Annotated in this window: 12 protein-coding genes; 4 read left to right on the forward strand and 8 right to left on the reverse strand. The window is 56.3% G+C overall.

Annotated features, from left to right (window positions below; all coding sequences use genetic code 11):
* Window positions 1–36: 36 nt before the first annotated feature.
* Complete coding sequence (gene panC / locus J1782_RS04635; protein WP_217152533.1) at window positions 37–891, reverse strand: pantoate--beta-alanine ligase; 855 nt, start codon at window positions 889–891, stop codon at window positions 37–39.
* 14 nt (window positions 892–905) lie between these two features.
* Window positions 906–1700, reverse strand: a complete 795-nt coding sequence (gene panB, locus J1782_RS04640; RefSeq protein WP_152327654.1) for a 3-methyl-2-oxobutanoate hydroxymethyltransferase — start codon at window positions 1698–1700, stop codon at window positions 906–908.
* Window positions 1701–1858: 158 nt separating this feature from the next.
* Here panB and qseB point away from each other — a divergent pair, with 158 nt between their 5' ends.
* Window positions 1859–2536 (forward strand): quorum sensing response regulator transcription factor QseB, encoded by a 678-nt coding sequence (gene qseB, locus J1782_RS04645; protein WP_152327655.1) that lies wholly within the window; start codon window positions 1859–1861, stop codon window positions 2534–2536.
* A gap of 5 nt (window positions 2537–2541) precedes the next feature.
* Window positions 2542–3900 carry a quorum sensing histidine kinase QseC gene (gene qseC / locus J1782_RS04650; protein WP_217152541.1) on the forward strand — a complete coding sequence of 453 codons (1359 nt, stop codon included), beginning with the start codon at window positions 2542–2544 and terminating at the stop codon, window positions 3898–3900.
* Window positions 3901–3905: 5 nt separating this feature from the next.
* On the opposite strand, the gene folK is transcribed toward qseC, so the two are convergent.
* The 6 genes from folK to thpR all read right to left on the reverse strand — a co-directional run bounded on the left by folK (window position 3906) and on the right by thpR (window position 9148).
* Window positions 3906–4385: a 2-amino-4-hydroxy-6-hydroxymethyldihydropteridine diphosphokinase gene (gene folK / locus J1782_RS04655; protein ID WP_217152534.1), complete on the reverse strand. Its 480-nt coding sequence runs from the start codon at window positions 4383–4385 to the stop codon at window positions 3906–3908.
* Window positions 4382–5707: a polynucleotide adenylyltransferase PcnB gene (pcnB, locus tag J1782_RS04660; protein WP_204902605.1), complete on the reverse strand. Its 1326-nt coding sequence runs from the start codon at window positions 5705–5707 to the stop codon at window positions 4382–4384. Before pcnB ends, folK begins: the two co-directional genes overlap by 4 nt.
* Before the next feature lie 525 nt (window positions 5708–6232).
* Window positions 6233–7099 (reverse strand): tRNA glutamyl-Q(34) synthetase GluQRS, encoded by an 867-nt coding sequence (gene gluQRS, locus J1782_RS04665; protein ID WP_217152535.1) that lies wholly within the window; start codon window positions 7097–7099, stop codon window positions 6233–6235.
* Between the two features lie 62 nt (window positions 7100–7161).
* The gene (gene dksA, locus J1782_RS04670) at window positions 7162–7617 is read right to left on the reverse strand and encodes an RNA polymerase-binding protein DksA (protein WP_095924702.1); all 456 of its coding nucleotides are present in this window, start codon (window positions 7615–7617) and stop codon (window positions 7162–7164) included.
* Window positions 7618–7862: 245 nt separating this feature from the next.
* Window positions 7863–8582 (reverse strand): DNA/RNA nuclease SfsA, encoded by a 720-nt coding sequence (gene sfsA, locus J1782_RS04675; protein WP_217152536.1) that lies wholly within the window; start codon window positions 8580–8582, stop codon window positions 7863–7865.
* 23 nt (window positions 8583–8605) lie between these two features.
* Window positions 8606–9148 carry an RNA 2',3'-cyclic phosphodiesterase gene (gene thpR / locus J1782_RS04680; protein ID WP_217152537.1) on the reverse strand — a complete coding sequence of 181 codons (543 nt, stop codon included), beginning with the start codon at window positions 9146–9148 and terminating at the stop codon, window positions 8606–8608.
* 94 nt (window positions 9149–9242) lie between these two features.
* Between thpR and hrpB the strand changes: the two genes are divergently transcribed.
* Together hrpB and mrcB are read left to right on the forward strand one after the other, a co-directional pair.
* Window positions 9243–11687, forward strand: coding sequence for an ATP-dependent helicase HrpB (hrpB, locus tag J1782_RS04685; RefSeq protein WP_217152542.1), 2445 nt, complete (start codon window positions 9243–9245; stop codon window positions 11685–11687).
* Window positions 11688–11901: 214 nt separating this feature from the next.
* The gene (mrcB, locus tag J1782_RS04690; RefSeq protein ID WP_217152538.1) at window positions 11902–14523 is read left to right on the forward strand and encodes a bifunctional glycosyl transferase/transpeptidase; all 2622 of its coding nucleotides are present in this window, start codon (window positions 11902–11904) and stop codon (window positions 14521–14523) included.
* Window positions 14524–14572 lie beyond the last annotated feature (49 nt).

The raw sequence follows: 14572 nt of genomic DNA on the forward strand, positions 1-14572 counted from the left end.
GGCGGCCAACATAGTTGCCGATTTGAGCTGCGCTGTCTACTGCGTCAGATCAACCTCTTGATTATCAATCAGCCGGGCTTTTCCTAACCATGCCGCCATCAGGATCACCGCAGAGGTGCTGTCGACGGACAATTCCTGCAAGGTTTTGGCATCACGAATAAACAACTCATCTGGCGTAAATCCGGCTTCACGCAGATGTTGCGCGGTTTCCTGCAACATCTCTTCAACGTGACGCTCGCCCTGGCTTAGACGCTCCGCCAGCGCGGTCATGATCTTGTTCAGCTGTGGCGCTATTTTACGCTCTTCCGGGGTCAGATAACCATTGCGCGAACTCAGTGCCAGACCGTCTTTGGCGCGGACAATCGGTACGCCAATAATTTCAATGTCGTAGCCCATGTCTTCAACCATCGTGCGCAGCAGCGCCAGTTGCTGGAAGTCTTTCTGGCCGAAACAGGCTACCTGCGGCTGCACCAGATTGAACAATTTGCTGACAATCGTCGATACACCACGGAAATGCCCCGGACGGCTCGCGCCTTCCAGAATGGTGGAAATCACCGGTACATCGACCTGCGTCTGCGTTGTCAGGCCTTTCGGATAAACCTCCGCCGGAGACGGAGCAAATACCAGATCCACGCCGCGCTTGTTCAGCTTTTCGCAGTCTTCCTGCAACGTGCGCGGATAACGTTCAAGATCATCCGCTCGCTCAAACTGCATCGGGTTGACGAAAATACTCACCACCACCACGTCGCCACGCGCTTTGGCTTCTTCCACCAGCGTCATATGGCCTTCGTGCAGGTTGCCCATTGTCGGCACCAGCGCGATGCGTTTGTTATTTTTACGAAAATCACGGATCTCGCGACGCAGCAGCGCCACGCTGTCAATTATCAGCACACTTCTTCTCCCGATTATTTAAAGGAATGCTCTTCGCCCGGATACACGCCCTGCGCGACCTGATCGACATACAAACGTACCGCGCTGCGGATATCGCCCGCTTCTGTGAGGAAGTCTTTGGCAAATTTTGGCGTATGGCCGCCGGTAATGCCGAACGCGTCATGCATCACCAGAATCTGTCCGTCGGTCACGTTACCGGCACCAATGCCGATCACCGGGATGCTCAGTTCTTCGGTCACGCGGCGCGCCAGTTCAACGGGTACACATTCCAGCACCAGCAGCTGCGCCCCGGCTTCTTCGAGCATCATCGCATCTTTGATGAGCTGGTTTGCGGCCACTTCGTCGCGCCCCTGCACTTTGTAACCACCAAAAATGTTCACGGATTGCGGCGTCAGCCCGAGATGGCCGCACACTGGCACGGCGCGCTCGGTCAGCATTTTAACTGTATCGCACAGCCAGCTGCCGCCTTCGAGTTTCACCATATTGCCGCCGGCACGCATCAGGATTGCCGCGCTTTCAAACGCCTGTTCCGGTGTGGCGTAACTCATGAACGGCAGGTCTGCCAGCAATAAAGCCTGAGGCGCGCCACGGCGCACGCAGCGCGTGTGGTAAGCAATTTCCTCAACCGTCACCGGCAGGGTGGAATCCTGCCCCTGAACGACCATGCCCAGTGAGTCACCGATCAGCATCACGCTGATACCCTGTTCGGCAAACAATTGCGCGAAACTGGCGTCATACGCGGTAATGGTCGCAAATTTGTGTTTTTCCTGCTTCCATTGGCGAAGCTGGCTCAGCGTTGTTGGTTTCATGAACACTTTCCTTTGAATAATTCATCGGATGAATATGATGCCAGTATTCTACTGTATGAGCCGAAATGCAGACAGCAAGATCAGCAACGGACTCTATGATTCAGGTCTTAAGAAGTGATTAAGAAGCTTCGCCTATAATGAAAAAAACGGAGGGAACCATGCGAATTCTATTGGTTGAAGACGACAAAATGATTGGCGACGGCATCAAAGCCGGGCTGACAAAACTGGGGTTTACGCTCGACTGGTTTACCGACGGGCTGACCGGTAAGGCCGCGCTCGACAGCGCGCCTTACGATGCGGTGATCCTCGATTTAAGCCTGCCAGGAATGGACGGCATGGAGCTGCTGCGTGAATGGCGCAAGGCCGGTCTCGACACGCCGGTACTCATCCTCACGGCGCGCGATGCGCTTGAACAGCGCGTCGGCGGATTGCAGGCCGGTGCGGATGATTATCTGTGTAAGCCGTTTGCGCTGGTGGAAGTGGCCGCGCGTTTACAGGCGCTGATCCGCCGCCGTCATGGCGTGGTTACGCCGAAAGTGACGCACGGCGCAGTGGAATTCGATCCGGCCGCCCGCAGCGTATCCCTCAACGGCGAAACCGTCACGCTCACGCCGCGTGAAGTTGCGGTGCTGGAACTGTTCCTCAATCACAAAGGCCGCGTACTGGCGCGCACCCTGATTCAGGAAAAACTGTACAACTGGGACGATGAAGTCAGCAGCAACGCGGTTGAAGTGCATATCCACCATCTTCGCAGCAAACTCGGCAAAAGCTTCATCCGCACCGTTCACGGCGTGGGATATACGCTGGGCGATGTTTCATCCGGGGAGAACGCGTGAAGGAGCTGAAAAACCTGAGTTTGCGCCTCCGGCTGATCCTGCTGTTTACCGTGCTGGCACTACTGACGTGGCTGATTGCCAGTGGCGTGGCGTGGCACCAGACCCGCAAACACATCAACGAAGTGTTTGATACCCAACAGATGTTGTTTGCCAAACGTCTGGCCGCTACCGGGCTGGGCGACCGGTTGAATATGCAAAAAGACGCCGAGCTGCCGGACACCAAAAAGATGGTACGAAAAGGCTCGCGCGGCCACACCGATGACGATGCGCTGACGTTTGCGATTTTCAATCAGCAGGGCGACATGCTGCTCAACGACGGCGAAAACGGCAAACGTATCCGCTTCGACGGCAACACGCAGGGCTTTAAAGATGACGAGATTAAAGGCGACCACGACGACTGGCGTATGGTCTGGCTGACGTCGCCGGACGGGCAATATCGCGTGGCCGTCGGGCAGGAATACGACTACCGCAATGATATGGCCTGGAGTTTAGTCAGCGGGCAACTGACGCCGTGGCTGGCTTCATTGCCGGTATTGCTGCTGGCGCTGATTGTGATGGTGACGCTGGAACTCCGCCCGCTACGCCGGGTGGCAGAGGGGCTGCGTCAGCGATCGCCGGAAGATGCCACGCCGATTGTCACAGACCGTCTGCCCGGTGAAGTCCTTCCGCTGGCAAACGCGCTGAATTCTCTGTTCGACCGTACCAGTGAAATGCTGGTCCGCGAACGCCGGTTTACTTCCGATGCCGCGCATGAATTACGCAGCCCGCTGGCGGCATTGCGCGTGCAAACCGAAGTGGTACAGCTGTCCGGTGACGACACTGAAATGCGTGAACATGCGCTGGAAAACCTGACCACCAGTATCGATCGCGCCACGCGGCTGGTGGATCAGCTGCTGACGCTTTCGCGGCTGGAAAGTTTTTCAGAACCTGAAGAACTGGAGATCATCGACTGGCCTTCGCTGCTGGCACAAAATCTGGCTGAGCAGGATTATCGCGCGCACAGCAAAGGCATCGAATTACGTTTTGAAGAGCAGGGAACGCCGCCGGAAATGCGCGGGCAATCTCTTCTCCTTTCGCTGATGGTGCGTAATCTGCTGGATAACGCGATTCGTTATTCTCCGGCGGGAACCACTGTGTCGGTCACGCTGAATGCGCAGGGATTAACGGTAGAAGATCAAGGGCCGGGGATCTCGGAAGAACATCTGGCGCGGCTGGGCGAACGCTTTTACCGGCCACCGGGTCAGGAGCAAACCGGCAGCGGTCTGGGTATTTCGATCGTACAGAGGATCGCACAGTTACATCACTTGCGGGTGGAGTACCAGAACAAAGCAGAAGGGGGATTACAGGTGCGGGTAAGTCACTGAGCGGCTTACCATTTTTTCAGGCCATTCCGCGGAACGCGATCCAATACGCTTTGCAACGTTTCGCCATCCGGGAACACCAGATCCGGTGCCAGATCCGCCAGCGGGTAAAGCATAAACTCGCGGTTTTTCATATGGTAATGCGGCACAGTCAGACGTTCAGTGTCGATCACCCGATCGCCATAACACAGCATATCCAGATCTAATGTCCGCGGACCCCAGCGTTCGGCTTTGCGGACACGTCCCTGATTTTGCTCGATGGCTTGCGTGCAATCGAGCAGCTCTTCCGGTGGTAACAACGTATCGAGCGACACTACGGCGTTCAGATAATCAGGCTGATCCTGTGGCCCCAGCGGTTTGCTGCGGTAAAACGGAGAGACAGCGACAAAACGGGTGCGCGGCAAATGTGCCAGCGCCTCCAGCGCGCAATTTACCTGGTCGAGAGGTCGTGAGAGATTGCTTCCCAGAGCCAGGTAAACGCGGATCATTGACCGCCGTCCTTGCGGGGAGCGCGTTTACGCGGACGACGTGTCCGTGCGCGGCGCGCAGGCGTTGCGTCGTCACCGAGCGTACCGAGCATGGCTTTCTGCGAGGCCGGTGTGGCTTCCTGGAATTCACCCCACCACTGCGCCAGACTTTGCAGTTCGCGATGCTGTTCAACTTCAGCGCGCAGAACCAGTAAATCGTAAGCGGCGCGGAACTTAGGATGTTCCATCAGCTTGTGCGCACGTTTGCCCTGACGGCGGGACAGACGCAGCTGCAATGCCCAGATGTCACGCACCAGCGTGGTAATACGTTTTGGAATTGCCAGCGTGCGACATTGTTCGTCGAGCACGTCGTTCATGGCCAGCGCGAAGGCGTCGTAATACGTCAGACCGCCTTCCTGCGCCAGTTTCTGTGCATGTTCAATCACCGGATACCACAACATTGCCGCAAACAGGAACGCCGGATTGACGCGCTGATCGTTTTGCAAACGGTAGTCGGTATTTTTCAGAACCTGCAACAGAATATGTTCCATCGGGCTGTCGCCATGCTCAGTAAACTGGCGGGCAATCAGCGGGAACAGTGGCTGGAACAGCTGGTATTCACACAGTTTTTTGTACGTGGCATAACCGTAGCCGGCTTGCAGCAACTTCAGCGATTCTTCAAACAGACGCGCAGGCGGAATTTCCTGTAACAGGGTCGCCAGACGTGGGATCGGCTCAGCGGTTTCCGGGCTGATCTTCATGTCGAGTTTTGCAGCGAAACGCACCGCACGCAGCATACGCACCGGGTCTTCGCGGTAGCGGGTTTCCGGATCACCAATCAGGCGGATGATGCCGTTTTCCAGATCACGCAGGCCGCCGGTGTAATCGCGGACGGTGAAATCAGCCACGCCGTAATACAGGCTGTTGATGGTGAAGTCGCGGCGCTGAGCATCGTCTTCAATCGTGCCGAAGATGTTATCGCGCAGCAGCATGCCGTTCTGGGCCTGCTGGGAAACGTTTTTATCGTCGGTTTCTTCGTACTGTTCGTGGTGACCACGGAACGTGGCGACCTCGATGATTTCCGGGCCGAACATCACATGGGCCAGACGGAAACGGCGGCCAACCAGACGGCAGTTACGGAAAAGTTTGCGCACCTGGTCAGGCGTTGCATTGGTCGTGATATCGAAATCTTTTGGCTTTTTATCCAGCAGCAAATCGCGCACGCCACCGCCCACCAGGAAGGCTTCATAGCCAGACTTGTTCAGTCGGTACAGAACTTTCAGGGCGTTTTCGCTGATGTCACGGCGGGAAATATTATGCTCATCACGGGGAATGATGGTCATCGCACGGGTTTCGCCCGCGTAATCAAATGACGGGCGCGGTTTCTGGACGTGCTCGGTACGCGGAGCACGCTGTTCGCTGCGTTCGCCACGGTTGTCGGTACGTTCACCGCGATTGTCGTTACGTTCGCCACGCGGCTGATAAGGCGCTGAGCGACGGTTGTTGTTATTACGACGGTCGCCCCGGTTTGCGTTGTCATCCCGACGGCCACGGTTTTCGCGGCGTTGCTCGTTGTCACGACGTTCAGGATGGTTTGCCTTCACAGTGTTTTCAGCCACAGGAGACGGATCGCGACGGGAATTGTCCTCACGATTAACTTCTCCATGAAGTGCGGCTTCGTCATGAACAGCCTTTTCTTCACGAACGACTTTATCTTCACGGACCAGCACCTTACGGCAAAAATTGGCTACTCGGGTAAAAATGGTACACCTCGATAGTGACTGAAAAAATTGGCGTGACGCAAAAACAGCGGCTAATCATAGCTCACGATAGCCTCTTTGAGAATGCCGATGTCAGTTCAGCGGTGATTAAGCGCCCTGACGCGGTATCTCAGAGGGCGTCCAGTGCGTTGTCGCCCAGCGTAATAATAAAGGCAAAGTGTAATCCTGCCAGTTTTCCGGCAGCGTTTGGCCTAAAAATTTCAGTGCGTTAATGATTACCGGCCGCGGATCGCCTTCAGGCAGCGCCGGTGCATGATTTTGTTTGGAAAGCTTGTCGCCATTTTCATTCAGTGCCAGCGGCAAATGCAGATATCCCGGTTGCGGATAGCCCAGATGCCGGTAAAGCGAAATCTGGCGCACGGTCGGCTCGATGAGATCGGCTCCGCGCACAATATGATTCACGCCCTGAAAATGGTCATCAACGACCACCGCCAGATTGTAGGCAAACAGCCCGTCGCGGCGGCGGATAATAAAATCTTCTTCGGCCAGCTGGCTTTCGGCCTGTAAATGCCCCTGAAAATCATCATCAAAACCATAAACCGGTAAGGTCTGATGCAGGCGAATTGCCGCGTTTTCTGCACCTAAATTCAGGCCTCGGCAGTGACCGTCGTAAAAGCCGCCGCTTTGCGTAATGCGCTGGCGGGTACAGGTGCAGTAATAGCTTTTTTGTTGCTGATACAGCCAGTCCAGCACTTCGCGGTAGGCGTCATGACGTTTGGATTGCCAGACGACGTCACCGTCCCATTCCAGACCATAGCGTTCAAGCGTGGCCAGAATGCGGTCAGCAGAACCAGGAATTTCACGCGGCGGATCGATATCGTCAATGCGAACCAGCCACTGGCCGTTTTGGGCGCGGGCATGCAGATAACTGCCGAGTGCGGCAATCAGCGAACCGAAATGGAGGTCACCGGAAGGTGAAGGCGCGAAACGGCCCGTATATTGATTTTGTGGCATAAGAATGGGGTCGTGCTTTTAAAGGGAACGCGGTGCATGACGCACCGCGTGGAACCCGGGACTTAGCCAGCCATCTGCTTTTCGCGGATTTCTGCCAGAGTCTTACAGTCGATACACAAGTCAGCGGTCGGACGTGCTTCAAGACGGCGGATGCCAATCTCAACGCCACAGGAATCGCAATAACCGAAATCCTCGTCTTCCACTTTTTTCAGTGTTTTTTCAATCTTTTTGATCAGCTTACGTTCACGGTCACGGTTACGCAGTTCGAGGCTGAATTCTTCTTCCTGAGCGGCACGGTCGACCGGATCAGGGAAGTTTGCAGCTTCATCCTGCATGTGTGTAACGGTACGATCTACTTCATCCCTGAGCTGATTGCGCCATGCTTCAAGAATCTTTTTGAAGTGAGCCAGCTGAGCGTCGTTCATGTACTCTTCGCCCGGCTTCTCTTGATACGGCTGCACCCCAGCGATAGCGAGAATGCTCAAGGACGACGTCTTACGGGTTTGGCCTTCTTGCATGATGCTTCTCCTACATAACACGCACTATGTTCATCCACCTTAACGTTTACAGATTGTCTGCAAATGAGAGGCTTCGAACATTTCGATCCCCAACGGGGGAAAAAATCAGGCCGCTATAAATAACAGAAGGCAACGAGGTTGGCAATTATTCCTGACAGGTGCTTGACAAGCCTGTGAGGAAAAGCGTATTCGCGACCTGTTTTTTATGCCGCCGACGGCTAATAACAGGGTTATCCGAACTGGGTTTATCCGTTTAGCGATTTCGTGACCAGCGGTAAACGTTCTGTGAGGCGGATACCCTCAGCAGAAAGTGCGGCACCGTAGCACATCACTTCTACACCATTTTTCTGAACCTGCGTCAGCAATTCTGTGTAACGGGGATCAATATGGTGTGCAGCAGACACGCTTTCAATGCCTGAATGTAAAACAGCGAAGAAAAGTACTGCTCGCTGCCCCTGTTCTGCCATCGACTGTAACTCGCGCAAATGCTTCTGGCCGCGCAGCGTGACTGCATCCGGGAAGAATCCCTGACCTTCGTGCAGCAGCGTGACAGATTTCACTTCAATATAGCAGTCAGGTTGATTTTCTGCCTGTAACATCAAGTCTATACGGCTATTTTCGGTGCCGTATTTTACTTCCGCCGATAAATTACTGTAACCGGATAATTCCGGTATGCGACCGGCTTCTATTGCCTCGCGCACCAGCTGATTTGCCCGCAGCGTATTCACGCAAATCCAGTGATGTCGCTGCGTTTCGGTCAGCTCCCAGCTGTGGGCATATTTACGTTTGGCGTTATCTGAGGTGGAATACCAGACGGTATCGCCCGGCGTAGCGCAACCGGTCATTGCGCCGGTGTTGGCGCAGTGCAGCGTAAGTTCACGGCCATCGGGGGTGATGACGTCAGCGAGAAAACGTTTGTAACGTTTGATCAGGGTAGCGGGTTGAAGCGCTGGCTCGAAATGCATGAGAGTTTCCGTATGAAAGAGGTTCAGATGGCCGGAATGTCAGCCAGAGGCCAGCTTTGCAGGCAGCGGTAACGGGTACGCCCGCGTTCGTAAGTCGATTCGTAAAGACTGAATCCTTCGGCGTCCAGTTGCCAGTTGGGGGTGGCGGGTGGGATCGCCACCGGCCGCGTGGCGCTGCGGTACAACGACACGTGCGGATGAAACGGCAGCGTACTCTGATGGCAGCCGTTACGCGCGGCGTGAGAGCGCAGCACCGAAGCCAGTTGCAGCAGCGCATTGGGCGCGCGCTTCGTGCCTATCCAGACCACGCCGGAACCCGGCCAGTGGCCGATATCGTCCAGACTCAGGCTGAATTTATGCGCCTGAATGCGCCCGGCGATGCGGGTCAGCGCATCCGCTTTGAGTTCACTGATTTCGCCCAGAAACGCCAGCGTAATGTGCAGGTTCGCCGCCGCGACGGGGCGGCCGGTATCCTGCGGAAAGTTATCGGCACGCCATTTGATGACCTGCTTTTGTAACTTTGCAGGTAACGCTAAGGCGAAAAACAAGCGGCGCTCGGCAGACATATTCATTCCTGGTTTAAAAAAATCACGACATACCGGATCTGGCGCTAAATGCTACAATGCCCGCCGTTTAAAGTTAACTCTCATGGAGAATTCATTGTCTTCTTTGCCGGTCAGCGCCGTACTTGAACCGCTTTTAATCGCCCTTAAGCAGGCACCACAAGTGTTACTGCTCGCGCCGACCGGTGCCGGTAAATCGACCTGGCTGCCGTTGCAATTGCTCCAACAGGGCAATCTGCCGGGGAAAATCCTGTTGCTGGAACCGCGTCGTCTGGCGGCAAAAAATGTCGCTTTCCGTCTGGCGCAGCAGTTGGGCGAAACGCCGGGGCAGACTGTCGGTTACCGTATGCGCGCGGAAAGCAAAACCAGCGCGGCGACGCGGCTTGAAGTCGTGACCGAAGGCATTCTCACCCGCATGGTGCAGGCAGATCCTGAACTGACCGGTGTTTCGCTGGTGATCCTCGATGAATTCCATGAGCGCAGTTTGCAGGCCGATCTGGCGCTGGCGCTGCTGCTCGATGTACAAAATGCGCTGCGCGATGATCTGAAACTGCTGATCATGTCCGCGACGCTCGACAATCTGCGTTTATCGCCGCTGCTGCCTGATGCGCCGGTGATCGTCTCCGAAGGCCGCAGTTTTCCGGTTGACCGTCAGTATCTTTCCCTCGCCACTCACGAAAGGCTGGACGAAGGCGTTTCCCGCGTGGTCAGCCGCCTGATGAGTGAAAATCACGGCTCGATGCTGCTGTTTTTGCCCGGCGTTTCCGAAATTACCCGCGTGCAAAATCTGCTTTCGGGCAAGGTGGCAGACGATGTCGATCTCTGCCCGCTGTACGGCGCGCTCTCTTTAGAACAGCAGCAAAAAGCCATTCAGCCTTCACCCGCCGGACGTCGCAAAATCGTGCTGGCGACCAATATTGCGGAAACCAGCCTGACCATTGAAGGTATCCGGCTGGTGGTCGACAGCGGTCTGGAGCGCAGCGCGCAGTTTGACCCGCGCAGCGGCCTGACGCGTCTCGTTACGCAGCGTATCAGTCAGGCGTCGATGACCCAGCGCGCAGGCCGCGCAGGGCGTCTGGAGCCGGGATTGTGCTGGCATCTGTTCAGCAAAGAGCAGGGGGAACGCGCCAGTGCGCAGGCCGAAGCGGAAATCCTGCAAAGCGATCTGAGCAGTTTCTGGCTGGAGCTGTTGCAGTGGGGATGTCAGGATCCGGCCCAGCTTCAGTGGCTCGATGCACCGCCCGCGGCGGCGTTGTCGGCGGCAAAACACCTTTTACATCAGCTTGGCGCGACCGACGCGCAGGGCAAACTTACCGCTGCCGGACAGCGCATGGCGCAACTCGGCTGCGAGCCACGGCTGGCAGCGATGTTGATTTCTTCGGCGCAGCAAAGCCCGGACGCGCTGGCGACGGCGGCGCTGCTGGCGGCCATGCTCGAAGAACCACCACGCGGCGGATTGCCGGATATTGATTACTGGTTCAGCCGTCCGCAGGGCAACTGGCAGCGGCGGGCAAAACAGCTGGTGCAGCGTACCGGTGCGAAAAGCGGTGACGCGGATGCCTCGCTCGCGCCGTGGCTGCTGGCGCGGGCCTTCAGCGACCGTATCGCCCAGCGGCGCGGCGAAGATGGCCGTTATCTGCTGGCGAACGGGCTGGGCGCGTCTTTGCCACAGGACGACGGATTAACCCGCGCGCCGTGGCTGGTTGCGCCGCAATTATTACAGGGCAACAACAGCCCGGACGCCCGAATTTTGCTGGCGATTTCGCTCGATATCACACAACTGCCTGCGCGGTTGCCGGACGTCGTGAAAGAGCAGACGGCGGTCGAATGGGATGAAGAAAAAGGTACGCTGCGCGCGTGGCGGCGCTGGCAAATCGGGCGTCTGGTGCTGAAAGCGAATCCGCTGGCGAAGCCGGAAGATGGCGAGCTGCAACAGGCGCTGATCGACTGGATCCGCACGCAGGGTTTGCAGGCGCTGACCTGGTCGGTGGCCGCCGAACAATTGCGCCTGCGCCTGACCTGTGCGGCCAAATGGTTGCCGGAAGATGACTGGCCAGCGATGGACGACGAGGCCCTGCTCGGCGGGCTGGAAAGCTGGTTACAGCCTTCTTTACAGGGCGTGCGTTCGTTAAAATCGCTGCAACAGGTTGATTTGTATGATGCCTTATTAAGGCTTTGTGACTGGAAACAGCGTCAGCGTCTTGACGCCGCTTTACCGACGCATTACACCGTCCCGACTGGCAGTCGCCTGCCGATCCGCTATCATGCAGACCAGCCACCGGCGCTTTCGGTGCGGATGCAGGAAATGTTTGGCGAAGAACGCAGCCCTGAACTTGCCGAAGGGCGCGTGACCGTGGTGCTGGAATTGCTGTCTCCGGCGCAGCGGCCTTTGCAAATTACCGCCGATCTCGCGGCGTTCTGGCAGGGCTCGTACCGCGAAGTGCAGAAAGAAATGAAAGGGCGCTACCCGAAACATCCGTGGCCTGACAACCCGGCTGAAGCAGCGCCGACGCGGCGAACGAAGAAGTATTCCGCGCAATAAGCGTGGCGACGAAATTGTTCAGGAAAGGTCGCTTTTTTTCAGACCTTTCTTCTGGAAGTTAACCAAAGCCGGGCACAGAGTAAGCGCCTTGCTGCCCGCGTTGCGGGATAAAAAAGTATCCGTTTGAATCGAATATGAAAATGACTCAGCTAAACAGAATCATTATGCAGAATAACTTTATGACGAACACAGCAGTACGTGGGGAGAATGACTGATGTCTGGCGATGATCGCGAGCCAATTGGCCGTAAAGGTAAACCCGCCGGGCGCAAGCCTGCGCGGACTCGTCCGGTTCGCCGCAGCCGTCGGGATGACGACTACGACGAATACGAAGAAGAGGAACTCGATGACGAGTATGAGGATGAAGATGATTACGAAGAAGAACGGGGATCTCGCATGAGCCGCAAAGCACCGCCGCGTAAAGCGAAAAAAGGCGGCAAGAAGAGCCTGAAACGCCGTATTTTCTGGCTGCTGGTCAAGCTGTTCATCGTCTTTGCCATTCTGCTGGGCATTTACGCGGTCTATCTGAACCGTGAAATCCACAGCCGCATCGACGGCGGTAAAGTCTGGCAATTACCGGCGGCCGTTTATGGTCGTCAGGTGAACCTTGAGCCGGATATGTCCATCAGCAAAGCTGAAATGGTCGGGCTGCTGGAAGGCACGCAATATCGCGAAGTGACGCGCATCACCCGTCCGGGCGAATTTACCGTTCACGCAAATTATATTGATTTACTGCGCCGTCCGTTCGATTTCCCGGAAGGCAAAGAAGGGCAGGTTAACGCGCGTCTGATGTTTGACGGCAACAGTCTGTCAGAAATTAAAAACCTGGATAATCAGCGTGATTTCGGGCTGTTCCGCCTGGATCCGCGTTTGATCACCATGTTGCAGGCGTCCAATGCTAACGGCGAACAACGCCTGTTCGTGCCGCGTTCCGGCTTCCCGGACTTACTGGTTGATACCTTGCTGGCAACGGAAGACCGCCATTTCTACGAGCACGACGGGATTAACTTCTATTCCATCGGCCGTGCGGTGGTGGCGAACCTGACAGCCGGTCATGCGGTTCAGGGCGGTTCTACGCTGACCCAGCAGTTGGTCAAAAACCTGTTCCTGACCAACGAACGCTCGCTGAGCCGTAAGGCGCGTGAAGCGGTGATGGCGGTCTTGCTCGACGCCGATTACAGCAAAGATCGCATCCTTGAGCTGTATCTGAACGAAGTATATCTCGGCCAGAGCGGTTCGGATCAGATCCGCGGTTTCCCGCTGGCGAGCCTGTACTACTTTGGCCGTCCGGTGAACGAACTGAGCCTCGATCAGCAGGCATTGCTGGTCGGTATGGTGAAAGGCGCATCGCTGTATAACCCGTGGCGTAACCCGGCGATGGCGTTGCAACGTCGTAATCTGGTGCTGCGTTTGCTGGTCGATCAGAAAGTTATCGATCAGGAATTGTATGACATGCTGAGCGCGCGTCCGCTGGGCGTACAGCCCAAAGGCGGGGTGATTTCACCGCAGCCTGCGTTCATGCAGATGGTGCGTCAGGAATTGCAGGCCAAACTGGGCGATAAAGTTCAGGACATGTCCGGGGTGAAAATCTTCACCACGCTGGATCCGATTTCTCAGGATGCGGCGGAAAAAGCAGTTGAGGAAGGCATTCCGTTACTTCGCAAGAAAAGCGGCCTGAACGACATCGAAACCGCGATGGTGATTGTTGACCGTTATACCGGCGAAGTGCGTGCGATGGTCGGCGGGGCGGAAACGCAGTTTGCCGGTTTCAACCGCGCCATGCAGGCGCGCCGTCAGGTCGGTTCTCTGGCTAAACCAGCGACCTATCTGACTGCGCTGTCGCAGCCGGATAAATACCGTCTGAATACCATTCTTGCTGACCAGCCGCTGAACCTGAAACTGGCGAACGGTCAGATCTGGTCGCCGAAAAACGATGATCATCAGTTCCGCGGTCAGGTTCTGCTGGTCGATGCGCTGGCGCGTTCCATGAACGTCCCGACGGTTAACCTCGGTATGGCGGTGGGTCTCGACAATATCACCAAAACGCTGATTGATTTGGGGATCCCGAAAGAATCCCTGAACCAGACGCCGTCGATGTTGCTCGGTGCAATCGCGCTGACGCCGATGGAAGTGGCGCAGGAATACCAGACCATTGCCAGCGGCGGTAACAAAGCGCCACTGTCGGCGGTGCGTTCGGTGATTGCGGAAGACGGCACGGTCTTGTACCAGAGCTTCCCGCAGGCAGTACGTGTGATCCCTGCTCAGGCCGCTTATCTGACATTGTACGCAATGCAGCAGGTGGTTCAGGAAGGGACATCGCGTGCGCTGGCGAACAAATTCCCGAAACTGCATCTGGCCGCGAAAACCGGGACATCGAACGAACTGCGTGACAGCTGGTTTGCCGGTATCGACGGCAATCAGGTCGCAATCACCTGGGTTGGCCGCGATAACAACGGCCCGTCTAAGCTGTGGGGTTCGACCGGTGCACTGGTGCTGTATGGCCGCTATCTGGAAAACGGCACGCCTCAGCCGCTGGATCTGCAAATGCCGGAAGGTATCAGCCCGATGAATATCGACGGCGCGGGTAACTTTGTGTGTGGCGGCGGCGGTATGTTGGGCGGTGGCACCGTGCGTTCCATTCCGGTGTGGACGGATTCACCGGATGCGATGTGCCAGGCTTCTGTTTCTGCCGTTCAGCAGCAACAACAGCAGCAGATTCAACAGCAACAGCAGCAACAACAACAGCCTCAGGGCCAGCAACCTCAGGCGCAGGACGAGAAGAAAGACAGCAACGGTGTTGCCGGTTGGATCAAGGACATGTTCGGTTCCGGCCAGTAACAAATTGTTGATTTCAGAAACATTAAAGGGCGCGATGAAAATCGCGCCC

The organism is Rahnella sp. BCC 1045, assembly GCF_019049615.1.
GTDB lineage: Bacteria > Pseudomonadota > Gammaproteobacteria > Enterobacterales > Enterobacteriaceae > Rahnella > Rahnella contaminans.

Coding starts and splice junctions, on each gene's coding strand:
- panB (WP_152327654.1), bottom strand. CDS start 1,700: ATGAAACCAACAACGCTGAGCCAGCTTCGCCAATGGAAGCAGGAAAAA.
- qseB (WP_152327655.1), top strand. CDS start 1,859: ATGCGAATTCTATTGGTTGAAGACGACAAAATGATTGGCGACGGCATC.
- folK (WP_217152534.1), bottom strand. CDS start 4,385: ATGATCCGCGTTTACCTGGCTCTGGGAAGCAATCTCTCACGACCTCTC.
- pcnB (WP_204902605.1), bottom strand. CDS start 5,707: ATGACCATCATTCCCCGTGATGAGCATAATATTTCCCGCCGTGACATC.
- gluQRS (WP_217152535.1), bottom strand. CDS start 7,099: ATGCCACAAAATCAATATACGGGCCGTTTCGCGCCTTCACCTTCCGGT.
- dksA (WP_095924702.1), bottom strand. CDS start 7,617: ATGCAAGAAGGCCAAACCCGTAAGACGTCGTCCTTGAGCATTCTCGCT.
- sfsA (WP_217152536.1), bottom strand. CDS start 8,582: ATGCATTTCGAGCCAGCGCTTCAACCCGCTACCCTGATCAAACGTTAC.
- thpR (WP_217152537.1), bottom strand. CDS start 9,148: ATGTCTGCCGAGCGCCGCTTGTTTTTCGCCTTAGCGTTACCTGCAAAG.
- mrcB (WP_217152538.1), top strand. CDS start 11,902: ATGTCTGGCGATGATCGCGAGCCAATTGGCCGTAAAGGTAAACCCGCC.